Below are 23,265 nucleotides of genomic sequence, written 5' to 3' on the forward strand. Positions count from 1 at the left end.
CGCTCTTGACTTGTTACGATATAACATAACAATAGTATCCACCCGGATGCAACAACCAACAGGTTTCACGATGCGCTTGCCCATTTCCCTCGTTACAATGCTTTTGTCCACCCCCGCGCTGGCCGACGCGCCCGCCGTGGTAACGGATATCCCGCCCGTGCATTCGCTGGCCGCACAGGTCATGGGCGATCTCGGGACGCCGGTGCTGCTGCTGGACAAGGGCAGCGACCCGCACCATTTTCAGCTCAAACCGTCGCAGGCCCGCGCGCTGTCGGACGCCGATCTGGTGTTCTGGGTCGGGCCCGAACTGACCCCCTGGCTGGAGCGTGCCCTCGACGGGATCGGCCCCAAGGGGAAGGCGGTGGAGCTGATCGAACTCACCGGCCTGACCCTGCATCACTTCGGCGAAGAACACGCACATGAGGTAGAGCACGCGGCGGAGGAAGACCACGCCGGCGACGGCGGCGGCGATCACATGGCAAAGGAAGAGCATGACCATGACCATGACCATGACGGGCTGGACCCGCACGCCTGGCTTGATCCGCACAATGCCCGGCTCTGGGCCACTTACATGGCCGATGCGCTGGCCCAGGCCGACCCGGAAAACGCCGCCACCTATGCCGCGAACGCGGCCGCGGCGCTGGCGGGGATCGACCGGACAGAGGCAGAGGTGCGCCAAACGCTCGCCCCGGTTTCCGGCCGGCCGATCGTGGTGTTCCACGATGCCTATACCTATTTCGCCGAAGCCTTTGACGTGACCATCGCCGGCGCGGTGACGGTCGGCGACGCCGCCAGCCCCGGCGCGGCGCGGCTGCGCGCGATCCGGCAGGAACTGGGCGATGATGGTGCGGTCTGCATCTTCCCCGAGGTGCAGCATGACCCGGCCTATATCGGCGCCGTGATCGAAGGCAGCGGCGTGCGGCTGGGCGGGGCGCTCGATCCGTCGGGCTCGTCATTGCAGCCCGGCCCCGGGCTCTATGCCGATCTCATGACCGGCCTTGCCCGCACCATCGCCGATTGCGCGACGCAGGAGTGACCCCGGTTTCCCGCGCCGCGCCGATACGCTATCCCAAGGCGCGACGCACGGAGGGTACCATGGCGGAAACTGCAACAGACTGGGTCGCGGCCATCGCCGAGGGCGCCGACCTGCGCCTGATGGCGATGGGCGCGGGCGGCACGGTTCTGGCAACCGGCCGGGCCGCGCCGGAGGCCCTGCGCCGCAGCGTGGCAGAGCTGACCGGCGCGCTGCCGCCGGTGGTGGCCTGTGGCCTTGGCCAGGCCGGGCTGCGCAAGGTGCCGTGCAGGCCGCTTGACGACACGCTTGTGCAACGCCCGGTTCACGGCGTGCAACTTGCCGCCATCCCCGGCCTCGCGCAGGAGAGCCCGGCCCATGTGATGCAGGGGCCCGAAACCGCGATCGCCGGGTTTCTGGCCCTGAACCCGAAGTTCGACGGCGTTCTCTGCCTGCCCGGCGAAACCACCGTCTGGGCCCATATCTCCGCCGAAGAGGTGGTAAGCTTCGTCAGCTTCCTCACCGTCCCGCTGGCCCGAACCACCGCCCGGCTGCTGGGTCTTGACGGCGGCTGGGATGCGGCGGCGTTTTCGGATGCCCTGTCCGACATGATGGCCAAACCCGAGCGGCTGGCCGAACGGCTCGCCTCGCTCCGGGCCGAAGCGCAGTTGCGCGGGCCGCCCGAAGGCACCGCGCGGGCCCGGCTCTGGGGTGGCTTTCTGGGCGCGGAGCTGGCCGCCGCGCGGCCCTACTGGCTGGGCCAGCAGGTGGCGGTGATCGGAACCGGCGACATCGCGCAGCATTACGCGGCGGCGATCGCGGCACAGGGCCTGCCCCCGGCCGAGGCAGATGGCGCGGCGATGCGCCTGCACGGCCTGGGCCAGGCGCGGCTGTTGCTGAAACCCTGACGCAGCGCCCGGCGCTACCCCTCGACCGCAGCCCGGTACCAGGCGACAATCGCCCGCCGCTCCTGATCTTCCATGTAGGATACGTTCGCCGGCGGCATCGCATGGCTTGCCCCGGCCTGCAGGAAGATCTGCCTGGCATGGCGCGCAACCTCGGCCTCGGTCTCCAGCACCACGCCCTTCGGCGCGTGGCGCATCCCTTCCCAGCCCGGCTCTTGCGCGTGGCACATCGAACACCGCCCGAGCACGGTGTAATACACATCCTCGAACCCCTCCGCCGCGGCAAACCTCTGCTCGGCGGGGGTCAGCGCGGTTTCTTCCTGCGCGTCACCGGAATACAGCGGCACCATCGACAGCGCCATGATCGCGAGGAACAGCACCAGCGTGGCCGCCCATGTCCACAGCGGGTTGCCCTTGCGGGCGTGGACCGTGTTGAAATAATGCCGGATCGTCACGCCCATCAGGAACACCAGACTGGCGATCAGCCAGTTGTATTCCGTGGCGAAGGCCAGCGGGTAATGGTTGCTGAGCATCAGGAACAGCACCGGCAACGTCAGATAATTGTTATGCGTCGATCTCTGCTTGGCGATCTTGCCGTATTTCGGATCGGGCACCCGGCCCGCCTTCAGATCGGCCACCACCACCTTCTGGTTGGGGATGATGGTGAAAAACACGTTGGCGGACATGATCGTGGCGGTGAACGCGCCCAGATGCAGCAACGCCGCCCGCCCGCTGAACACCTGGCTATAGCCCCAGGCCATCACCACCAGCACGACATAAAGAAACAGCATCAGCCGGGTGTTATCGTCGCCAAAGCGCGACTTGCAGATCATGTCATAGGCCAGCCAGCCGAACCCGAGCGAGCCGAGCGAGATCAGGATCGCGCCCCAGACCGGAAGATCCAGCACCTCGGGATCGACGAGAAACAGATCCGCGCCCAGATAATAGACCAGCACCAGCATCGCGAACCCCGACAGCCAGGTGGCATAGCTTTCCCATTTGAACCAGACCAGATGCTCGGGCAGGCTGTCGGGCGCGACCAGGTATTTCTGGATGTGATAAAAGCCGCCGCCATGCACCTGCCACTCTTCGCCATCGGCGCCGCTGGCAAGGTTGCGGTCACGGTGCAGCCCCAGATCGAGCGCGATGAAATAGAAGGACGAGCCGATCCACGCGATCCCGGTGATCACATGCAGCCAGCGCACGGCGAATTGCGCCCATTCCTCGACCAGCGCCAGTTCCAGCATGCCCGTTCCCTTTCGTTCCTTTTCCGCCACGCTAACCCGCGCATGGCGGGCTTGTTAATATCCGCTGGCCCGGACGGCGTGAAAACCGTGAAAACCGGGCGGATCTGTGCGTTTTTCCGGCAGTTCACGCATGCGCGGCGCGCTCAGCTTCCGCGATAGGTGGAATAGCCGAAGGGCGACAGAAGCAGCGGCACATGGTAATGCGCCCCGGCATCGCTGATGCCAAATCGGATCGGCACCGCATCCAGAAACAGCGGCGCATCGCCCGCCTGCCCGGTGGCGCGCAGGTAATCGCCGGCGGAAAAGACCAGTTCATAGATGCCGGGCGCGAAATCACCCGGCGGCAGGATCGGCGCATCGGTGCGGCCATCGGCATTGGTCACCGCCTCGGCAATCCTGTCGCGGCCGTCGCCCGACACACGGTAAAGCGCGATCGCGATCCCCGGCGCCGGAACCCCGCGCGCCGTGTCCAGAACATGCGTCGTCAGATAGCCGTTGCTCATTGCCGCTTCCCCGGTTGCCCGCGCTCAGGCTGGGCGAATTGGCCGCCGCTGGCAATGCCAAATGCGCCCGGCCTGGCCCCTCTTGCGTTGCTGCGCCAATAGGGCCAGATTCGCGCCAGCAGCACAGGAACTCGCCCATGACAGACACCGCCCCCCGGTACCAACGCGACATGCTGGGATACGGCGCCACCCCGCCCGATCCGAAATGGCCCGGCGGCGCCCGCATCGCCGTGCAATTCGTCATCAACTATGAAGAGGGCGGCGAAAACTGCATCCTGCACGGCGATGCCGCGTCAGAGGCATTCCTGTCGGAAATCGTCGGCGCCGCGCCCTGGCCGGGGCAGCGCCACTGGAACATGGAATCGATCTATGAATACGGCGCCCGCGCCGGGTTCTGGCGCCTGCACAGGCTGTTCACCGGCGAGGATGTTCCGGTCACCGTTTACGGCGTCGCCACGGCGCTGGCCCGCGCGCCCGCCCAGGTTGCGGCGATGCAGGACGCCGGGTGGGAGATCGCCAGCCACGGCCTGAAATGGATCGAATACAAAGACGCCGCCCCCGAAGACGAACGCGCCGACATGGCCGAGGCGATCCGCCTGCACACCGAAGTCACCGGCGAACGCCCGCGCGGCTGGTACACCGGCCGCTGTTCGGTCAACACCGTCGATCTGGCCAGCGAGGAAGGCGGGTTCGATTATATCGCCGACATCTATTCCGATGATCTGCCCTATTGGCGCCGCCACAAGGGGCGTGACCAGCTTCTGGTGCCCTATACGCTCGATGCCAACGACATGCGCTTCGCCACGCCGCAGGGGTTCAACTCGGGCGATCAGTTCTACACCTACCTGAAAGACAGTTTCGACGCGCTGTATGCCGAGGGCAGCCATGACCGGGCCAGGATGCTGTCGATCGGGCTGCATTGCCGGCTGATCGGCCGCCCCGGCCGGATCGAGGCGCTGCGCCGCTTCATCGAATATGCCAAACGCCATGCCGGCGTCTGGTTCGCCCGGCGCATCGACATCGCCGAGCACTGGGCCGAAAACTTCCCGCCAGTGCCCTTCGACCGCCCGTCGGAGATGACGCGAGAGGCCTTCGTCCAGGCCTTTGGCGGCATCTTCGAACATTCCCCCTGGGTCGCCGACCGCGCCTTCAATCTGGAACTCGGCCCCGCCCATGACTGCGCCATCGGCGTTCATTCCGCGCTCTGCCGCGCCTTCCGTTCCGCCACGGCTGATGAGCGGCTGGGCGTGCTCGCCGCCCATCCCGATCTTGCCGGCAAACTGGCCACCGCCAAACGCCTGACCGCCGAAAGCACGGCCGAGCAGGCCGCCGCCGGGCTCGACGCCCTGACAGAGGCCGAACGGGCCGAATTCACCCGGCTGAACGATGCCTACACCGCGAAATTCGGCTTTCCCTTCATCATCGCCGCCCGCGACAACGACAAGGCCGCCATTCTGGCCGCCTTTCGCGCCCGGCTGGACAATGACTACGATTCAGAGTTCAACACAGCCTGCCGGCAGGTCGAGCGGATCGCCCTGCACCGCCTGAAAGATCTGCTGAAATGAACCGTCCCGAGCCCGCCCCCCGCACCTATTACGCGCCCACCGGCGGCCTGCCGGACCAGAACCAGCGCGCCCGTGAACATGCGCATTTCACCAATGCCTATGCCGTGATCCCGCGCGGGGTGATGTCCGACATCGTGACCAGCCTCTTTCCTGGCTGGACCCGCACCCGCGCCTGGGTGCTGGCCCGCCCCCTCAGCGGCTTCGCCGAGACCTTCGCCCAGTATATCGTCGAGGTGTCGCCCGGCGGCGGATCGGATCATCCCGAACCCGAAACCGGCGCCGAGGCGGTAATCTTCGTGCTGGCCGGCCACCTGCGGCTCGTGATCGACGGCGTCGGCAACGAGATGGAGCCGGGCGGCTATGCCTTCATCGGGCCCCACACCCGCTGGAGCGTGGCCAATGACAGCGACACGCCCACCACATTCGTCTGGATCCGCAAGCAATACGAGGCCGTGGACGGGATCGAACCGCCGCCGTCTTTCGTCACCAGCGACGACGCGGTCGAGCCGCTGGGCATGCCGGACACGGTCGGTTTCTGGTCCACCAGCCGCTTCGTGGACCCTGACGATTTGCGCTACGACATGCATGTCAACATCGTCACCTTCCTGCCGGGTGGCACGATCCCCTTTGCCGAAACCCATGTGATGGAACACGGGCTTTACGTGTTGCAGGGGCGCGGCGTCTATCTGCTCAATCAGGATTGGGTCGAGGTGGCCGAGGGCGATTTCCTGTGGCTGCGCGCCTTCTGCCCGCAGGCGTGCTATGCGGCCGGGCAGCGGCCGTTCCGCTATCTGCTCTACAAGGATGTGAACCGGCACCCGAGGCTTCAGCTTCGCTGATGGCCGGCGTGCTGATCCTCCTTCAACCGCTGACGGCCGCGGCCTTTGCCCCCTTCGGCGATGTGCTGGAGTGCGAAGGCGCGCCCGACAAGATCATCAACCAAGGTCTTTGCGGCCGCTACCACGACCGCGCGCGGATGGATTTCGGCCCGCAGGGCCGCGCCGGGCTGAGCCTGTTCCGGGCAGAGCCCCGCCAGTTGCCCCTGACGCTCGACATGGTCGAGCGTCACCCCGACGGAAGCCAGGCCTTCATCCCGATGAGCGCGCATCCCTTCGTGGTGATCGTCGCGCCGGACGAAAGCGGCAGGCCCGGCCGCCCGCTGGCCTTTCTGACCGCGCCGGGGCAGGCCATCAACTTTCACCGCGGCACCTGGCACGGCGTGCTGACACCGCTGCACGCGCCCGGCCTTTTCGCCGTGGTCGACCGCATCGGAAACACCGAGAACCTCGAAGAATACTGGTTCGACACGCCCTATCGCGTCGCTCCGGCAGGCGCAGACGCGCCGTGACCCGCCGGGGCGCTCCGCCGGCCCCACCCGGAAATTCGCCCAAATATTAGGCGCGCGTGCGAAACCATGACCAAATTGTGTCGCCACCGCACCACTGCGCCCCCCTCCGCCCCGCCGGATCGCCACAGGGTTTGGTGCGCCGACGCTCATCCCGTTCACTCTGTTCGTATCACGGCACGCAGGCCGCACGAGGGACAGCACACAGCCATTGCGGCACCGGCCTGACGCCAAGACCCGAGTTCACGAAACGATCAGAACGGAGTTCCGCCAATGACCAGCAAACCCGCGTCGGCCAGTTCCCTGATATACAAGCTGGATGATACCCCGCCACCGGGCCCCAGCCTGCTGGCCGCGATCCAGCATATCCTTGCGTCGATCGTCGGCATCGTCACGCCGACCCTGATCATCGGCGGGGTGCTCGGGCTCGGGGCCCATATCCCCTATCTGATCGCCATGTCGATGTTCGTGTCGGGCGTCGCGACCTTCATCCAGTGCAAGACGATCGGCCCCGTCGGCTCGGGCCTGCTCAGCCTGCAGGGCACCAGCTTTGCCTTTCTGGGTGCCCTGCTGGCGGCCGGATTCGCGGTAAAGGGCCAGGGCGGCACGCCGGAGGATATTCTGGCGATGCTGTTCGGCCTGTGCCTTGTCGGCTGTCTGGTCGAGATCATGCTCAGCCAGTTCATCGACAAGCTCGGCAAGGTCATCACCCCGACCGTCACCGGCGTCGTGATCACGGTGATCGGGCTGAGCCTGATCAAGGTCGGCTTCACCGATTTCGCCGGCGGTGCCACGGCGGGCGAAACCCTGGGCGCGCCGGTCAACCTGATCATGGGCTCGATCGTCGTGATCGCGATCCTGACCCTGACCTTCTATGGCGGCCCCCTTGTCCGGATTTCGGCGATCATGCTTGGCCTGCTCGTCGGCTTCGTGGTTGCCGCCGCACTCGGCAAGGTCGATTTCTCGGCTTTTGGCAACGCGCCGATGTTCGCCCTGCCGGTGCCGTTCAAATTCGGCTTCGCCTTTGATCTGACCCTGTTTGTGCCGATCGCCTTCATCTATCTGGTGACGGCGATCGAAACCAGCGGCGACCTGACGGCGAATTCCGTCATCTCGGGCCAGCCGGTCGAGGGGCCGCTCTACATGAAACGCATCAAGGGCGGCATCCTGGCGGATGGCGTCAATTCCGGCATCGCCGCGATCTTCAACACCTTCCCCAACACCACCTTTTCGCAGAACAACGGCGTGATCCAGATGACCGGCGTGGCCAGCCGCCACATCGGGATCTATATCGCCGGCATCCTGGTGCTCATGGGCTTCTTTCCGATCATCGGGTCGGCCTTCCTGCTGATCCCCAAGCCGGTTCTGGGCGGCGCGACGCTGGTTCTGTTCGGCACCATCGCCGTGGCCGGCATCCGCATCCTCGCCACACAGGAGATGGACCGCCGCAAGGTCTATATCATGGCGGTTTCCTTCGGCCTCGGCCTCGGCGTCACGCTGGTGCCGGAGGCCACACAGCACCTGCCGACCTTCCTGAAACAGGTCGTGGCAACACCGATCACCCTGTCGGGCCTGTCGGCGATCATCCTGTCGCTGCTGCTGCCCGAAGACGGCACGCCGCTGCTGGACCCGTCGATCGACTGAGCGCCCAAGGGCGGGCTATCCGGCCCGCCCCCACCCGCCGCCGCCGGGTGTCAGCATTTCGAACAGGCCACCCGCGGGCAGCTCGATTTCGTCATTGCCGCCCAGCACCACCCGGCGTCCGTCCGGCAACTCGGCGGCATTGCGCCCCACCGCGCCCGGCAGGCCGCCATCGACGCCGAAGGGCGGCACCTTGCGGTGTGAACACAGCGTCGTCACCGTCACCGGCACCAGAAACCGCAGCCGCCGCACCGCGCCGTCGCCCCCGTGCCAGCGCCCCGCCCCGCCAGAGCCCCGGCGGATGCCGAACGCCTCCAGCCGCACCGGGAACCGCTTTTCCAGCACTTCGGGATCGGTCATCCGGGTGTTGGTCATGTGGCTTTGCACAGCGTCGCAGCCATTGAACCCCGGCCCGGCGCCGGTGCCGCCGGCGATGGTCTCGTAGTTCTGGAAATCGTCATTGCCCCAGATGAAATTGTTCATCGTGCCCTGGCTGCCCGCGATCACCCCCAGCGCCCCGTAAAGCGCGTTGCACGCCGCCTGGCTGACCTCGGTATTGCCCGCGATCACCGCCGCCGGCCAGGCCGGGTTCAGCATCGAGCCTTCCGGCGCGATGATCCGCAACGGTTTCAGGCAGCCCTCGTTCAGCGGAATATCGGCCCCCACCAGCGTGCGGAACACGTAAAGCACCACCGCCCGGCAAATCGCATAGGGCGCGTTGTAATTGCCCGGCTGCTGCGGGCTGGTGCCTGTGAAATCAATCACCGCCGCCCGCGCCGCGCGATCCACCCGCACCGCCACCTCGATCAGCGCGCCATTGTCCATCGGATAGCTGAAACGCCCGTCGCGCAGCCGGTCGATGACGCGGCGCACGCTTTCCTCCGCATTGTCCTGAACGTGGTTCATGTAGGCCGACACCACATCGCCGCCATAGCCCGCCACCACTTTCAGCAGTTCCCGCCGCCCAGTTTCATTGGCCGCCACCTGCGCCTTCAGGTCGGCCATGTTCTGCGGAATGTTGCGGCACGGATAGGGCCCCCCGCCCAGCAGCGCCGCCACGGCCTCTTCCCGAAAGCTTTCCTGATCGACCAGCCGGAAATTGTCGATCAGCACGCCCTCCTGCTCGATATGCGAGCTGTCGGGCGGGGCCGATCCGGGGGTGCGCCCGCCGATATCGGCATGATGCCCGCGCGAGCCCAGCCAGAACCGGATATCCTCGCCGATGAACACGGGCGTCACCACCGTGACATCGGGCAGATGCGTGCCGCCGTTATAGGGCGAATTCAGCATGAAAGCATCACCGGGCCGGATCGCCCCCGCATTCTGGCGCATCACCGTCTTGATGCTGTCGGACATGGAGCCGAGGTGCACCGGCACATGCGGCGCATTGGCCACCAGATCGCCCGCCGCATCGAAGATCGCGCAGGAAAAATCCAGCCTTTCCTTGATGTTGACCGACCATGACGTGTTGGCCAGGGTCGCGCCCATCTGATCGGCCACAGACATGAACAGGTTGTTGAACACCTCCAGCAACACAGGGTCTGCCCCCGTGCCCGCCGCGTGCGGGCGGGCCTTTTGCGCCACCCGCTCCAGGATCAGATTGCCCAATCCATCCACCCGCGCCGCCCAGCCGGGTTCCACGATATTGGTGCCGGTCGCCTCGGTGATGATGGCCGGGCCGGTGATGCGCGCCTCCGCGCCGATCCGCGCGCGATCAAACAGCGGTACATCGCGGAACGTGCCGTCAAAACATACCGCGATCCGGTCGATCGCCTCGGCCCCGCCGCCGGGGGCACTGCCGGCCGGAGCCTCTCCGGTTTCGCCGATTGCCTCGACGCTGACCATATCGAAGAACAGTGCACGTTCAGGAGAGGTGAAGCCGAAACGTTTCTGATGCACCGCCTCGAACGCGGCCTGCATGTCCGCCGGGGGGCCAAACGGCACCTCCAGCGTCTGGTGAGAGCCTTCATAGCGCAGATGCGCGCGCGCCTCGGTGCGGATGGCGGCGGCAGGCACACCCTGCGTTGCGACCTCGGCGATCGTCGCGTGCCGCAGCGCCTGCAGCGCCTCGGCGGCGGCTTCGGCATCGGACAGCGCGGCGTCCACCTGCCGCTCCTGCATCGTGCGGATCTCGGCCAGGCCCATGCCATAGGCCGACAATACCCCCGCGAAGGGATGCAGGAACACCCGTTTCATCCCCAGCGCGTCGGCCACGAGGCAGGCATGCTGCCCGCCCGCGCCGCCGAAACATTGCAGCGTATAGCCGGTCACGTCATGGCCGCGCTGCACGCTGATCTTCTTGATCGCGTTGGCCATATTGTCGACCGCGATGCGCAGAAACCCTTGGGCCACCGCCTCGGGCGTTTGCGGCGCGGCGCCGGTTTGCGCGGCGATCCGCGCGGCCAGCGCCGTGAATTTCTCGCGCACCACTGCAACATCCAGCGGCTGGTCGCCCTCCGGTCCGAAAACCGCCGGGAAATGCGCCGGTGTCAGCTTGCCCAGCATCACGTTGCAATCGGTCACCGTCAGCGGCCCGCCCCGGCGATAGCAGGCGGGTCCGGGATCGGCGCCCGCGCTTTCCGGCCCGACCTGAAAGCGCCCGTCGCGGAAGCTGCAGACCGACCCCCCCCCGGCCGCGACCGTGTGAATATCCATCATCGGCGCGCGCATCCGAACGCCGGCCACCTCCGTCTCGAAGCTGCGCTCATACTCGCCCGCGTAGTGGCTGACATCGGTAGAGGTGCCGCCCATGTCGAAGCCGATCAGCCGGTCGAACCCCGCCATCCCGGCGGTCTTGACCATGCCGACGATCCCGCCGGCGGGGCCGGAAAGGATGGCGTCCTTGCCCTGGAACAGCGCCGCGTCCGTCAGCCCGCCGCCGGATTGCATGAACAGCAGCCGTTCGCAGGCCCGCCCCATGTCCAGCGCCCCTGCGACCTGATCGACATAGCGGCGCAGGATCGGCGAAAGATAGGCGTCGACCACGGTGGTATCCCCCCGCCCCACCAGCTTGATCAGGCGCGACGTACGGTGGCTGGCGGAGATCTGGGTAAACCCGACTTCGGCGGCAATCTCTGCCACGCGCGCTTCGTGAACGGGGTTCAGATAAGCGTGAAGGCAGGCGACGGCCACTGCCCGGATACCCGTGTCAAAGGCGGCCTGCAGCGCGGCACGGGCGGCGCCTTCGTCCAGCGGGCGCAACACGCGGCCTTCGGCATCCAACCTTTCGGACAATTCGGCAACCGTTTCATACAGTTGGTCCGGTCTGCGGATCTCCAGGTCGAACAGGCGCGGCCGGGTCTGATAGCCGATGCGCAGCAGATCTGCGAAGCCCTCGGTGATCAGCAGCAGCACCCGCTCGCCCTTGCGCTCCAGCAGCGCGTTGGTGGCGACGGTGGTGCCCATCTTGACCGCGCCGATCGCGCCTTCGGGGATCGCATCGCCAAGGGCAAGGCCCATCGCCGTGCGGATGCCGTGAACCGCCGCATCGCGGTAGCGTTCGGGGTTTTCCGAAAGCAGCTTGTGGGTGCTCAGCCGGCCGTCCGGGTGGCGCGCCACCACATCGGTGAAGGTGCCGCCCCGGTCGATCCAGAATTCCCACTCCGCGCCCATCGCAGCCCCCATGAAACCCATACAGGAAGTCGGGGATGGGGGCCGGAATGTCAATCAGAGGAACGGGGCGCAGCCTTGCGCCCCGCCGCGGGCATCAGGAGACGGGCGCGTCATCCTCTGCCAGATGGCGGTCTTCCTGCAGCTCCAGCCACATCGCGTTGACGACGGCGAACATGGCGGCCAGCAGAACCCCCAGGATCCAGGCGAAATACCACATGTCAGGTCCCTTTCCTCAGTACAGGCTCTCAGAGTTGCTGGTGACATCATCTTCCGTCACCTTGCCCCACAGCACTTTATAGACCCAAGCGGTATAGAGCAGGATCAGCGGCACGAAGATCACCGTCACCACCAGCATCACGAACAGCGTCAGATGCGACGACGAACTGTCCCAGACCGTCAGGGAGGACCGCGGATCGATTGTCGAGGGCAGGATGAAGGGGAACATCGTCAGCCCCACCGAAGAGATGACGCCGAAGATACCCAGCTTCGACCACAGCAGAGTCGAGACCTCGCGCCCGGCGCGCAGCCCGCGCATGGCCATCGCCATGCCGACAAAGCCCAGCAGCGGTGCGATCGCGATCCACGGGCGCGCGGTGTAGGACGCGCCCCAGCTCACACCCTTTGCAACTTCGGAATGCAGCGGGTTCGACGGGCCGTTGCGCACCACGTCATCGACCAGCGTATAACCGTCGATCCCGAACAGGAGCCACACACCCGCCAGCGCATAGCCGGCCATCGCCACGATGCCCGCGACACTGCCATAGGTACGGGCGCGTTGGGACACCGGCCCTTCGGTCTTCAGCGTCAGCCAGGCGGCGCCATGCTGCAGCAGCATCGCCACCGAAACCGCCCCCGCCAACAGCGCGAAAGGGTTGAGCAGGCCGAAAAAGCCCCCTTCATACATCGCCCACAGATCATCCGTCAGGCGGAAGGGCACGCCCTGCAGCACATTGCCCACAGCCACGCCGAAGATCAGCGCCGGCACCGCGCCGCCGACGAAAAGCGCCCAGTCCCACGCCGTGCGCCAGGTGGTGTCTTCGCGTTTGGAGCGGTAGGTGAAGGCCACCGGGCGCAGGATGAGCGCGGCAAGCACCACGAACATCGCCAGATAGAAGCCCGAGAAGCTGACCGCGTAGAGCGAGGGCCATGCCGCGAAAATGGCGCCGCCCCCCAGGATGAACCACACCTGGTTGCCTTCCCAGACCGGGCCGACCGTGTTGATCACCACGCGGCGCTCGGTGTCTGTCTTGGCGACGAAGGGCAACAGCGCGCCCACGCCCAGGTCGAACCCGTCGGTCAGGGCGAAGCCGATCAGCAGGACGCCGAGCAGAAGCCACCAGATGACGCGCAGGGTGTCGAATTCGATCAGTTCATGAAGGATCATCAGACTTACTCCGCAGGGGTTTCGGCAAACGGGCCCTTGCCGTCATGGGTCCGCAGGCGATGCGTGTGCCGCTCTGTCCAGACGTCGGTTTCGGCGACGTCCATATAGGGGCCCTTGCGGATGTATTTCAGCATCAGCCCCATCTCGATCACGAAGAGCACGGTATAGAGCGTCACGAACCCGGCAAGCGTCAGCAGCAGGTCGCTCACGCTCAGATGGCTGACGGACATCGCCGTGGGCAGCACGCCGTCCACCGTCCAGGGCTGGCGGCCGAATTCGGCCACGAACCAGCCAAGCTCTGCCGCGATCCAGGGCGCGGGGATCATGATCACCGCGAGCCGCAAGGCGGGGCGCGGAAAGCGCATGCCCCTGAAGCTGGCCATGAAGAAGAAATAGGTCATCGTGGCGATGAAGCCGAAACCGAGCGCTACCATGAACCGGAACGCCCAGAACAGCGGCCAGACCTGCGGCACGGTATCGTTCGAGGCGATGGCGATCTGCTTGTCGGTGGCATCGCGCGGATCGTCGACGTAGCGGCGCAGCAGGAAGGCGAAGCCAAGATCGCCGCTGTGCTCTTCGAAGGTTGCCACCACATCGGCGGGCGCGTCATCGCGCAACTCGCGGATCTGGGTCAGCGCGTCATAGGCGATGATGCCCGACCGGATGCGCGCCTCGGCGTTTTCCACCAGCTCGGCAATGCCCGGAATTTCGGTGGTCAGCGAACGCGTGCCGATCAGCCCCATCGCCCAGGGAACGTGGATGGCATAATGCGTCTCGCGCGCCTCGCGGTTGGGGAAACCCACCAGCGTGAAAGAGGCCGGCGCGGGCTGGGTGTGCCACATCGCCTCGATTGCGGCGAGTTTCATTTTCTGGCTGTGGGTGGCGGAATACCCGGATTCGTCACCAAGAACGACAACCGACACCGCGGAGGCCAGGCCAAAGCTGGCCGCGACCGAGATCGAGCGCCGGGCCAGTTCGGTGTGGCGCCCTTTCAGCAGGTACCAGGCCGAGACGCCCAGAACAAAGACCGCGGCGGTGACGTAGCCGGCCGAAACCGTGTGCACGAATTTGGCCTGCGCGACCTCGTTGAACATGACCTCGAAGAAGCTGGTCATCTCCATCCGCATGGTCATCGGGTTGAATTCCGCGCCCACGGGGTTTTGCATCCAGCCGTTGGCGATCAGGATCCACAGCGCCGAGAGGTTGGAGCCGAGCGCGACCAGCCAGGTGACAGTCAGGTGCGCGCGCTTGCTCAGCTTGTCCCAGCCGAAGAAGAACAGCCCCACGAAGGTCGCCTCGAGGAAGAAGGCCATCAGCCCCTCGATCGCCAGCGGGGCGCCAAAGATATCGCCCATATAATGGCTGTAATAGCTCCAGTTCATGCCGAACTGGAACTCCATGGTGATGCCGGTGGCGACACCAAGAACGAAGTTGATCCCGAAAAGCGACCCCCAGAATTTGGTCATCTGGCGCCAGATCGGCCGGTTGGTCATCACATAGACCGTCTCCATGATCGCGACGAGGACCGACAGGCCCAGCGTCAGCGGCACGAAGAGGAAGTGATACATGGCTGTCATCGCGAATTGCAGTCGCGACAACTCGACAATGTCCAGTTCCATGTCGTTCTCCTTGCTGGCGAGGATAAACTTGCCTCGCAAATACCTATTTATGCATATGCGACGATCGGCTGTGCCCAGCCTTGATATGGATCAAGCATATGCAGAAAATGTAATATCTACCCGACGCAAATCGTCGCCCCGGCCCATGCCCGCTCGGTGGCATTATGCGAGGCGATCAGGATCGCCGCGTCGGGAAGATAACCGCGCAGGCCGGCGAGAACCCGCATTGCCGTTTCAGCGTCCAGCCCCTCGGTCGGCTCGTCCAGCAGCAGAACGTCGGGCCGGCGCAGCAGAACCCGCGCCAGCGCCAGCCGCCGCTGCTCGCCCCCCGAAAGGCCGGCGCCCGCTTCGCCCAGCCGCCAGTCAAGGCCGCCCTTGGCGCGGAGCGTCTGCTCCAGGCAAACCGCGCGCAGCACCTCCCACGCGGCGCTGTCGGGCAGATCCGGGCAGGCAAGCGACAGGGCCTCGCGGATGCTGCCCGACATCAGCGCGCTGCGCTGCGGCAGCAGGGCCAGATGGCGGCGCAGGGCCTTCGGCGACCAGGCATCGACGGGATGGCCCAGCACGCGGACCGTACCGCCCTGAGGTGTCAGCAGCCCGGCGAGGATCAGCAACAGCGTGCTTTTGCCGCGCCCGCTCGGCCCTTCCAGCGCCACGGTCTGGCCAGGCATCAGACAGAGCGAAAATCCGTTCAGCACCGGCGCGCCCGCCGCACCACGGCTGAAACACACGCGCTCAAGCTCGATCGCCGGGGCCCCGGCGGCGGGCGTGGTCTGGCCCTGACCGGGGGCCGGGCCGGCGTCCGGCACGAGGGAATGCTCGACGCGCCGGGCGGCATCGCTCATCCGGCCCATCTCGGCCGCGGTGCGGCGCAGCGGGGCGATGGATTCCGCGAGCGCCAGCGCCATGAACACCCCAAGTGCTGCCACAGGCGCCTGAAACACCCCGGCACGCACCAGCCAGGCGCCAAGCAACAGCGCGCCCGCCACCACGAGCGTGCCCGTCATCGCCAGCAGCGCCCCGGCAAACCGCTCTGTCCGGTCCAGCCGCGCCCGTTCGGCGCCGCGCCGCCGGTCGGCGTCCAGCACGGCCTCGCGCTGATCGCCCAGCCGCCCATAGACCGCCAGATCATCGCGCGCGCGCAGCAGGTCGATCAGCCGGGCGCGGAACGCCTGCCGGGCCCGCTCGACCCGGCGCGAGGGTTTGTCGGCCGTGCGCGCCGCCCAGACCAGAATTGCACCGGCGGCAATCACATATGTCGCCACGACCCAGACCGCGACGCGCAGATCCACCAGCAGAACAAGCGCGGCAAAGCTGACCAGATGCGCCACCAGCGCCGACAGGATGGGCAGCGCAAAGCGCAGCGGGATGGCATCCAGCGCATCGACATCAGCCATCAGCCGGTTCAGCGCCAGGGCGCCGCGCAGCCGCACGAGCCGGTCATGGGGCGCCTGCGACAGGTGGCGCAGCAGCAGCGCGCGCAAATCGGTCAGGGCGCGCAACGTGGCATCATGGGTCAAGAGCCGTTCGCCGTAGCGCGCCGCCGTCCGGCCAAGCGCCAGCATCCGCACGGCCGCGGCGGGGCGGAACACGTCGAACACCGCCCCTGCCCCCACCAGCCCGGCCGCGGCGGCGGCGGTGATGAACCAGCCCGAAAGCCCGAGCAGCGCCACGCCGGCCAGCAGCACCACCACGCCAAGCAGCGCGCCGCGCAGCATCACGCCGGGCCGGGACGCCATGATCAGGCGCAGAATGCGGAACAGGGCGCGCATCAGCCAGCCTCCAGCGATACTTGCCTGTCCATCCGTGCGGCCAGCGCCGCGTCATGGGTGGCCACGATCAGCGTGGCCCCCGCGCGCGACAGGGCCATCAGCCCGTCGGCCACGGCCCGCGCCGTTTCGGCGTCCAGATCCGCGGTGGGTTCGTCCGCAAGCAGCACATCCGCGCCGGCATAGGCCGCGCGCGCCACCGTCAGCCGCCGCCCCTCGCCGCCCGACAGGCCGCCGCCGGCCTCGCCCAGCCGGGTCTGCAGCCCGCGCGGCGCGGCCGCCACCACATCGCCCACCGCCGCCGTTGCCAGCGCGCCCGACAGGCGGGCGGGATCGTATAGCGCGCCAAGCGTGACATTGCGGCGCAGGCTGGCGTTCAGAAAACGCGGCGCCTGGGGCACCCAGCCAAGCCGCGCGCGCCAGGCGTCGGCGGTGTCGTCCGTCAGCGGCCGCCCGGCGACCAGGATCGCCCCACCCGCAGGCTGTTGCAGACCGGCCAGAAGTGACAGCAACGTGGTCTTACCCGCCCCGCTCGCCCCTGTGATGGCAATGGATGTGCCCGCCGGAATATCCAGATCGGGAAACCGCAGGTCACGCCCATCCGGAAGCCTGAGCGTCAGCCCGCGCAGCGCGATATGCGCCGGGCCCGTCAGGGCCGGTTGCGGATCGCCGGTGCCAAGGATCTGACCGGCCCCGGCTTCGTGCCAGCCTGCAAGTTCCCCGGCCACCGCCTCGGCCGAGGCTTTATCGTGCCAGGCGGCGGACAGATCGCGCATCGGCTGAAAATAGTCCGGCGCCAGCAACAGCAGAAAGATCCCCTCGGCCGCGGTAAGGGGCGTGGCATAGGCGCCGAAACCAAGCTGCCCCAGCAGGCTGAACCCGACATAGACCGCAACCATGGCCACGCCGATGGCCGAGAACAGCTCCAGCACCGTAGAGGACAGAAACGCGATGCGCAGCACCTCCATCGTGCGCTGGCGCAGGCTGTCGGCCTCGTGCCGGAACCCGGCGACGACCGCATCGCCCGCATCCAGCAGCCGGATGTCGACCAGCGCCGACAGACGCTCTGACAGCAGATCGTTGAGCGACCCGATCTTCTGCATCTGCCGTTCGCTAGCCTCTTTGGCGGCCATGCCGACCAGCGCCATGAAAACCGGGATCAGCGGCCCCGAGACCAGAAGCACGAGCCCCACCGCCCAGGACAGCGCGAACGCGATGGCCAGAATCACAATCGGCACGACCGCCACGCGCATCCGGGCCGGGGCATAGCGTGTCAGATAGGGCTCGATCAGATCGAGCTTTTCAGCAGCCAGGGCGGCGATGGCGGCGGAGCCCGCGGTGCCGTTCCGGCGGCGCAGGCTTTCGCGGGCCACGATCTCTTTTCTCCGGGTCACGACGATCTTTTCGGCCGCACGAAAGGAAATCCCCTCGGCCACGAACCCAAGCCCCGCACGGATCAGGCCGATCAGGGCAAAGCCGCCCGCCGCGATGGCGGCCTCGACCATACCGCCTGGCGCCAGCAGGGCCGACAGCGCCCAAGCCACAAACGCCGCCTGCGCGATCCACAGAAGACTTGCGAAAACAGACAGTGCCGACGCCGCCTGAAGCGGCCGCCGGACCGGCAGCGCCATCGCCGCGAGCATGCGCCCTGCGTTTTTTCCATCACTCTGATCGGGATCGGCCACGTGCATGCCCAAAGATGTATCTCACAACCTTCTTTAATGAGACAACACCCTTGATGACCTGATCTGAATCAAGCCCGGCCAACTCTGTCACTGCCATCGGAACGGGCATGGCCCCACAAAGCATTCGCGGCCGGGCATGGCGCGAATGGCTGACAAATCCATGCGCCGGGCGGTTACTTTCCGGTTCGGTTCAACACCGCGCCGACGGTTTTCAGCATGATCGCGCAATCAAAAAGGAAGGATCTTTTCTCGAGATACTCCGCATCCATGCGCACCCGTTCATCATAGCTGACATCATTGCGGCCCGAAACCTGCCAGACCCCGGTCACGCCGGGTGTGGCGGCAAGGTAGGCCCATTGATAACCGCCGTATTTGACCAGCTCGGCTTCGATGATCGGGCGCGGCCCGACAAAGCTCATCTCGCCCTTCAGAACGTTCCAGATTTGCGGCAGCTCATCCAGGCTGGATTTGCGCAGAAACCTCCCAAGTTGCGTGATGCGGGGGTCTTTCTCCAGCTTGAAGTCCTTGGCCCATTCGGCCGCAGCGTCGGGGTTTTGCTCCAGATGCGCCTTAAGCTTCTTTTCGGCATCCACCACCATGCTGCGGATCTTCCAGCATTTGAATGCCTTTCCGTTCTGGCCGATGCGCACGTGCCCGAAAAATCCCGGCCCGCCGTCACATTTGGTGAGCGCCCACAGAAGCCCTGTTACGGGCAGCGCAACCGGAAAAAGCAGCAGCGCAAAAACGATGTCGAACAAACGCTTTCCGAATTTCGCATAGACGCCGTTCAGTTCTTGAGAATCGATGGGTCTTTCGAGCGAAACATCGACGCTCCGCCAACTTAAATGCTCCATAATGCTACCCCCGAGGCGGCCAATGGCCTCCGCGTAAAATTCAGTGTTCCAACAGCGCTAATAGGACTTCAAATAAACAAGACACCGAAGAACACACGAAGACGTGCTTCCCCTCCCAATTGAGAGTCTTCCGTTTTTTGGGCCCAGAGGACCAAGGACCGATCAAGTCGACTTGTACTTTAGGACAGCCTACAGGATGCACCCGCAGCAAGACACAGCGGGGGCGGTATTAGCGCCATTTTTTACAAAAAATTTAATTATCCCGCCCCGATAGAGCGGTTCTGCGCATTTTTTGCGCGCCCCAACACGCCCTTCGCTTCGCATTCGCAGCACGAACTGATTCTGCGGACGCGAGCGCGCCGGCGATTTGCCTCAAAAAGGCGCCGCTTTCACCTCATTCGGGCACTGCTTTTCCGATAGGCCGGTGTTGAAAACGCGCCGTCCCGGGGGTGCGCGACCTGTCCCAGGCGCGCCGGGGAAAAACGCCCGGCGTCGTGCGCCCTTGTCTCCACGCGGGGTAACTCAGGATGAAGCGAAAACCGGTGATCTTGCCGCCCGAAGACCCATGCGATGCTGGCGCCGGCTCGGCCAGAGGGCTCTGGCGTGGCGCGGCGCTGCTGATCCTGAGTACCGCACTGGCGTTTGCCCCTGCCGCGCCACCGGTTCAGGCCGCACAGGCTGCGGCCACGCCGCGCGGCAATGTCATTGTCATCACCGACGATCGTGGCGGGCAGGTCGGCGCGCGTGCCGCCGAGATCGAGCGCCTTCGCGCCAAGGGTGATCGGGTTGAAATTCGCGGGGGGGTCTGTCTTTCTTCCTGCACGATGTACCTAGGCCTACCGAAGGCCTGTGTGACGCCCGGCACTCGTTTCGGGTTTCACGGACCATCCTATTTCGGCGCCAAACTCAGCCCGCGGGATTTTGAATACTGGTCCAACGTGATCGCATCGCATTACCCGGAACCGCTGCGGTCCTGGTATATGCAGGAAGGCCGCACCCGGATCACGACCCATTTCCTGTTGCGCGGGCGGGATCTCATTCGCATGGGAATCCCAAGGTGCTGAACAGCGCAAATCTATACTCGGGCGACTGAGCGCATCACCGCTTGGGCCGTCCCGCGAGTATCTGATACCGGGCGGCCGGCAGAATCCGAAAACTCCGCCATAGCCGATCGCACGAGGGGATCAGCCCCCCGTGGTGCTTGTCGTGCTGGTGGTATTCGTCGTATTTGTCGTGCCAGAGGCACCGGCGAGCAGCCCCGCAACGCCGCCACCCGAGGAGGCCGGCGAAAGGGAGCCGATAAAGTTCGTCGCACCCGCTGCCGGGGGCAGCTTCAACAGCTCATCGGAACTCGAAACGCTCTGCGCCGTCGCCGGCGCCACTGAGACGATCAAAACCAGCCCGGCAATAACATTCTGAATGTTCATGGCAATCTCCGGTATCTATTTTCGCTTTCTGTATATCAGAAATCTGGCCCGCAAGACAGCGAATCACACGCGTAAAGCAGATAATTTTTCGCCGAAATTCCGCGCGCCGGCCGCCAATCTGCAACCTTATTGAGCAGTTTCGCCCAAACACCGTTTTCTACGATTTGGCCGCAGCCCTGCGCCGCGGCATCCAACATGGTATCTGCGCCCTCACCCCCCGGGGCAGCCACCCGAAGCTGCACCTAACACCGGCGGGCTCCTTCGCCGCATTATTCCGGCAGCTTTCCCCCAGAGCAGCAGGCCCGACGCCACGATAAAGACGCGCCCTGCCCGCCCTAGCCCGTTGGCGCGGCCGTCTGTGGAAATCTTTGCAAATGCAGCGTCCAGCCACTTTTGCTCTCTTTCTTACGCGCCATAATTGCAGCATAGTAAATGAAAAATTGACCCTGCAACGGCTCTGGGCCACGTTTACAGTGTCTGTTGATCGTGCGTGAATTCATGCGCCCCTAACGAAGGCCCCTCAGTTTTCCATGACACAGAATTTTCAAAACTTCAGCCCCAAGCTTTCGGCGCAGACGCAACCCGAAGATGCAGATGTGATCGATCTCGGCGCGTTGCTGGCAGCGTTATGGCGCGGGAAGTGGCTGATCATCCTGGTCGCCGCGATCGCCGTTCTGATCGGCGGCTATTTCGCGTTTTTCGTCGCAACGCCGCTCTACCGATCAACCGCCGTCGTCATTCTGGAAACCCGGGAAGAGAGCATTGTAAACCTAGACAGTGTGCTGGGCGGGCTGTCCGATGAGACTTCGGTGGTGAATTCCGAAGTCGAGGTGCTTAAATCGCGCGGGCTGATGGGGAAGGTCGTGCAACGGCTCGACCTGACCAATGATCCGGAATTCAACACCACGCTGCAGACGCCGAAACTGTCAAGCAGGATCAAAGGCGGGCTGTCAAGCCAGATCAAGGGCCTGCTGCGGCTGTCGCAGCCGGCGGCGGCGCTGCCCAGTGAAGATGTGGCCAAACGCACCACCGACAGCACCATAGACACGCTGCTGGGCAAGGTCAGCATTCGCAATGTCCCGGCCAGCCTTGTGTTCCAGATCACGGTTGAATCGGAAGACGCCCGGAAAGCGGCCCGGATCGCCGATACGATCGTGGATGTCTACATCCTCAATCAGCTGGAGGTGAAGTTCGAGGCGACAGAGCAGGCCACGAGCTGGCTGTCGGATCGCGTGGCGGAACTGCAGGTCGAGCTGGAGGCCTCCGAAGCCAAGGTCAAGGATTTCAATGCCGACGCGGATCTGATCTCGGTCGAGGCGCTTCAGGGCCTTGAGCGGCAGTTGAAGGAGCTGCGGGATCGCGTCAACTCTGCCGCCATCACCGAAGAAAACGCGCGGCAGCGTGTTGCCGCGCTCAGGGCCGCCACATCGCGTCCCGCACAGGCCGAGGTTGCCGATGACACCCAGTTGGACCGCTTGATTGCCCGCGCCGATACGGACCCTGCCACCGCGCAGGCTTTCGACACCCGGTTCGCACAGATCGAGATTCGGGCCGAACTCGAAGCATCTCGCGCGCTGAGCCAGCTCCGGGCGCTGAGAACGTCACAGGCAGAGCTTGAAGCTCAGATCGAACGTCAGAGTCAGGATCTGATCACCTTGCAGCAACTGACCCGTGAAGCCGAGGCCAGCCGTATCCTCTATGAGTATTTCCTGGCCCGCCTGAAAGAGACCTCGGCGCAGCAGGGCATCCAGCAGGCCGACAGCCGCGTCCTGTCGAACGCGGTGGTGCCCCGGGGCCCGTCGGCGCCGCGCGAATCCCTGATTCTGGCGATGTCGGGCATTCTGGGCCTGATGCTCGGCAGCGGCACGGTACTGCTGCGCGAGGCGCGTAACAATTCGTTCCGGTCGTCGCGCGAGCTGGAGCAGCACACAGGCTATACGGTGATGGGGCAAATCCCGCTTATTCCGGCACGAAACCGGAAAAGCGTTCTGAGCTATCTGGCCGAGAAGCCCACCTCCGCCGCGGCGGAAGCGGTGCGAAACCTGCGTACTTCGATTCTTTTGTCGAATGTCGACACACCGCCCAAGGTTATCCTCGTGACCTCGTCCCTGCCCGGCGAGGGCAAGACAAACAATTCCATGGCGCTTGCGCAAAACCTTGTCGGGATGGGCAAGAAGGTTCTGCTGATCGAGGGCGACATCCGGCGGCGGGCATTCAGCGAGTATTTCGAAGGCGTGCCCGAGCGCGGCCTGATTTCAGTGTTGTCCGGCGAGGCCAGGCTGGAGGATGTGCTGCATCACGACAGCAGGCTGGGGGCCGATCTTCTGGTCGGCGAGCGGACAACGACCAACGCCGCCGATCTGTTTTCATCGGAAAGCTTCCGCTCTTTCATCCGGGACATGTCGGCGCGCTATGATTTTCTGGTCATCGACACGCCGCCGGTTCTGATTGTTCCGGACGCGCGGGTGATCGCGCAGGTGGCCGATGCGATCCTGTTTACGGTGAAATGGGATTCCACCTCGAAACAGCAGGTGGAGGAAGCGCTGCACATGTTCGAAAGCGTCAACCAGAAGGTGACGGGCCTGATCCTGAACCAGATCGATCCCAAGGGGATGAAGCGTTATGGCTATGGCGGCAAATACGGATCCTATGCCGCCTATGGCACGAAATACTACCGCAACTGATAGCTGCCGCGTT

18 protein-coding genes are annotated in these 23,265 nt (G+C 65.3%); 8 read left to right on the forward strand and 10 right to left on the reverse strand.

All coding sequences use genetic code 11. The features are described from left to right. Positions 1-70 precede the first annotated feature (70 nt). Both GGR17_RS16120 and GGR17_RS16125 read left to right on the forward strand, forming a co-directional pair. Positions 71-1,036: a zinc ABC transporter substrate-binding protein gene (locus tag GGR17_RS16120; RefSeq protein ID WP_054539600.1), complete on the forward strand. Its 966-nt coding sequence runs from the start codon at positions 71-73 to the stop codon at positions 1,034-1,036. A 59-nt stretch (positions 1,037-1,095) separates the two neighbouring features. Next, the gene (locus GGR17_RS16125; protein ID WP_054540445.1) at positions 1,096-1,920 is read left to right on the forward strand and encodes a 2-dehydro-3-deoxygalactonokinase; all 825 of its coding nucleotides are present in this window, start codon (positions 1,096-1,098) and stop codon (positions 1,918-1,920) included. A gap of 14 nt (positions 1,921-1,934) precedes the next feature. On the opposite strand, the gene GGR17_RS16130 is transcribed toward GGR17_RS16125, so the two are convergent. Next, entirely contained in the window at positions 1,935-3,164 is a 1,230-nt protein-coding gene (locus GGR17_RS16130) for a urate hydroxylase PuuD (RefSeq protein WP_054539601.1), read from the reverse strand. A gap of 143 nt (positions 3,165-3,307) precedes the next feature. Continuing rightward, complete coding sequence (gene uraH, locus GGR17_RS16135; protein ID WP_054539602.1) at positions 3,308-3,667, reverse strand: hydroxyisourate hydrolase; 360 nt, start codon at positions 3,665-3,667, stop codon at positions 3,308-3,310. 137 nt (positions 3,668-3,804) lie between these two features. On the opposite strand from uraH, the gene puuE reads away from it, so the two are divergent. The 4 genes from puuE to GGR17_RS16155 all read left to right on the forward strand — a co-directional run bounded on the left by puuE (position 3,805) and on the right by GGR17_RS16155 (position 8,221). Further along, positions 3,805-5,232, forward strand: a complete 1,428-nt coding sequence (gene puuE / locus GGR17_RS16140; protein ID WP_054539603.1) for an allantoinase PuuE — start codon at positions 3,805-3,807, stop codon at positions 5,230-5,232. Then, positions 5,229-6,071 (forward strand): bifunctional allantoicase/(S)-ureidoglycine aminohydrolase, encoded by an 843-nt coding sequence (locus tag GGR17_RS16145; protein WP_054539604.1) that lies wholly within the window; start codon positions 5,229-5,231, stop codon positions 6,069-6,071. The genes puuE and GGR17_RS16145 overlap by 4 nt, the downstream gene beginning before the upstream one ends. An 11-nt stretch (positions 6,072-6,082) precedes the next feature. Then, positions 6,083-6,580: an ureidoglycolate lyase gene (locus GGR17_RS16150; RefSeq protein ID WP_369817423.1), complete on the forward strand. Its 498-nt coding sequence runs from the start codon at positions 6,083-6,085 to the stop codon at positions 6,578-6,580. 270 nt (positions 6,581-6,850) lie between these two features. Continuing rightward, positions 6,851-8,221 (forward strand): uracil-xanthine permease family protein, encoded by a 1,371-nt coding sequence (locus GGR17_RS16155; protein ID WP_054539606.1) that lies wholly within the window; start codon positions 6,851-6,853, stop codon positions 8,219-8,221. Positions 8,222-8,236: 15 nt separating this feature from the next. Here the strand turns inward: GGR17_RS16155 and GGR17_RS16160 are convergent, their stop codons facing one another. The 7 genes from GGR17_RS16160 to GGR17_RS16190 all read right to left on the reverse strand — a co-directional run bounded on the left by GGR17_RS16160 (position 8,237) and on the right by GGR17_RS16190 (position 19,045). Next, the gene (locus GGR17_RS16160) at positions 8,237-11,830 is read right to left on the reverse strand and encodes a hydantoinase B/oxoprolinase family protein (protein WP_054539607.1); all 3,594 of its coding nucleotides are present in this window, start codon (positions 11,828-11,830) and stop codon (positions 8,237-8,239) included. Between the two features lie 94 nt (positions 11,831-11,924). After that, entirely contained in the window at positions 11,925-12,047 is a 123-nt protein-coding gene (gene cydX / locus GGR17_RS16165; protein WP_081940289.1) for a cytochrome bd-I oxidase subunit CydX, read from the reverse strand. Between the two features lie 15 nt (positions 12,048-12,062). Beyond that, positions 12,063-13,214 (reverse strand): cytochrome d ubiquinol oxidase subunit II, encoded by a 1,152-nt coding sequence (gene cydB / locus GGR17_RS16170; RefSeq protein ID WP_054539608.1) that lies wholly within the window; start codon positions 13,212-13,214, stop codon positions 12,063-12,065. Positions 13,215-13,219: 5 nt separating this feature from the next. After that, positions 13,220-14,833, reverse strand: coding sequence for a cytochrome ubiquinol oxidase subunit I (locus tag GGR17_RS16175; RefSeq protein WP_054539609.1), 1,614 nt, complete (start codon positions 14,831-14,833; stop codon positions 13,220-13,222). 116 nt (positions 14,834-14,949) lie between these two features. Then, positions 14,950-16,605: a thiol reductant ABC exporter subunit CydC gene (cydC, locus tag GGR17_RS16180; protein WP_054539610.1), complete on the reverse strand. Its 1,656-nt coding sequence runs from the start codon at positions 16,603-16,605 to the stop codon at positions 14,950-14,952. Continuing rightward, a complete protein-coding gene (gene cydD / locus GGR17_RS16185; protein WP_054540446.1) occupies positions 16,605-18,245 on the reverse strand; it encodes a thiol reductant ABC exporter subunit CydD in 1,641 nt (546 codons plus the stop codon). The genes cydC and cydD overlap by 1 nt, the downstream gene beginning before the upstream one ends. Before the next feature lie 215 nt (positions 18,246-18,460). Then, positions 18,461-19,045, reverse strand: coding sequence for a sugar transferase (locus GGR17_RS16190; RefSeq protein ID WP_328705652.1), 585 nt, complete (start codon positions 19,043-19,045; stop codon positions 18,461-18,463). Between the two features lie 623 nt (positions 19,046-19,668). Between GGR17_RS16190 and GGR17_RS16195 the strand changes: the two genes are divergently transcribed. After that, on the forward strand, positions 19,669-20,205 hold the full coding sequence (locus GGR17_RS16195) for a hypothetical protein (RefSeq protein ID WP_235974514.1): 537 nt from the start codon (positions 19,669-19,671) through the stop codon (positions 20,203-20,205). A 120-nt stretch (positions 20,206-20,325) separates the two neighbouring features. Here the strand turns inward: GGR17_RS16195 and GGR17_RS16200 are convergent, their stop codons facing one another. Then, a complete protein-coding gene (locus GGR17_RS16200) occupies positions 20,326-20,568 on the reverse strand; it encodes a hypothetical protein (protein WP_054539612.1) in 243 nt (80 codons plus the stop codon). 530 nt (positions 20,569-21,098) lie between these two features. Here GGR17_RS16200 and GGR17_RS16205 point away from each other — a divergent pair. Continuing rightward, positions 21,099-23,252, forward strand: coding sequence for a GumC family protein (locus GGR17_RS16205; RefSeq protein ID WP_054539613.1), 2,154 nt, complete (start codon positions 21,099-21,101; stop codon positions 23,250-23,252). Positions 23,253-23,265: the final 13 nt, after the last annotated feature.

This window comes from Actibacterium naphthalenivorans (assembly GCF_014196965.1).
In the GTDB taxonomy this organism is placed as follows: Bacteria; Pseudomonadota; Alphaproteobacteria; order Rhodobacterales; family Rhodobacteraceae; genus Actibacterium_A; species Actibacterium_A naphthalenivorans.

Coding starts and splice junctions, on each gene's coding strand:
- GGR17_RS16130 (WP_054539601.1), bottom strand. CDS start 3,164: ATGCTGGAACTGGCGCTGGTCGAGGAATGGGCGCAATTCGCCGTGCGC.
- cydC (WP_054539610.1), bottom strand. CDS start 16,605: ATGCGCGCCCTGTTCCGCATTCTGCGCCTGATCATGGCGTCCCGGCCC.
- GGR17_RS16200 (WP_054539612.1), bottom strand. CDS start 20,568: ATGAACATTCAGAATGTTATTGCCGGGCTGGTTTTGATCGTCTCAGTG.
- uraH (WP_054539602.1), bottom strand. CDS start 3,667: ATGAGCAACGGCTATCTGACGACGCATGTTCTGGACACGGCGCGCGGG.
- GGR17_RS16145 (WP_054539604.1), top strand. CDS start 5,229: ATGAACCGTCCCGAGCCCGCCCCCCGCACCTATTACGCGCCCACCGGC.
- GGR17_RS16120 (WP_054539600.1), top strand. CDS start 71: ATGCGCTTGCCCATTTCCCTCGTTACAATGCTTTTGTCCACCCCCGCG.
- cydD (WP_054540446.1), bottom strand. CDS start 18,245: ATGCTCGCGGCGATGGCGCTGCCGGTCCGGCGGCCGCTTCAGGCGGCG.
- GGR17_RS16175 (WP_054539609.1), bottom strand. CDS start 14,833: ATGGAACTGGACATTGTCGAGTTGTCGCGACTGCAATTCGCGATGACA.
- GGR17_RS16125 (WP_054540445.1), top strand. CDS start 1,096: ATGGCGGAAACTGCAACAGACTGGGTCGCGGCCATCGCCGAGGGCGCC.
- cydB (WP_054539608.1), bottom strand. CDS start 13,214: ATGATCCTTCATGAACTGATCGAATTCGACACCCTGCGCGTCATCTGG.
- GGR17_RS16195 (WP_235974514.1), top strand. CDS start 19,669: ATGAAGCGAAAACCGGTGATCTTGCCGCCCGAAGACCCATGCGATGCT.
- GGR17_RS16205 (WP_054539613.1), top strand. CDS start 21,099: ATGACACAGAATTTTCAAAACTTCAGCCCCAAGCTTTCGGCGCAGACG.
- puuE (WP_054539603.1), top strand. CDS start 3,805: ATGACAGACACCGCCCCCCGGTACCAACGCGACATGCTGGGATACGGC.
- GGR17_RS16160 (WP_054539607.1), bottom strand. CDS start 11,830: ATGGGCGCGGAGTGGGAATTCTGGATCGACCGGGGCGGCACCTTCACC.
- GGR17_RS16155 (WP_054539606.1), top strand. CDS start 6,851: ATGACCAGCAAACCCGCGTCGGCCAGTTCCCTGATATACAAGCTGGAT.
- cydX (WP_081940289.1), bottom strand. CDS start 12,047: ATGTGGTATTTCGCCTGGATCCTGGGGGTTCTGCTGGCCGCCATGTTC.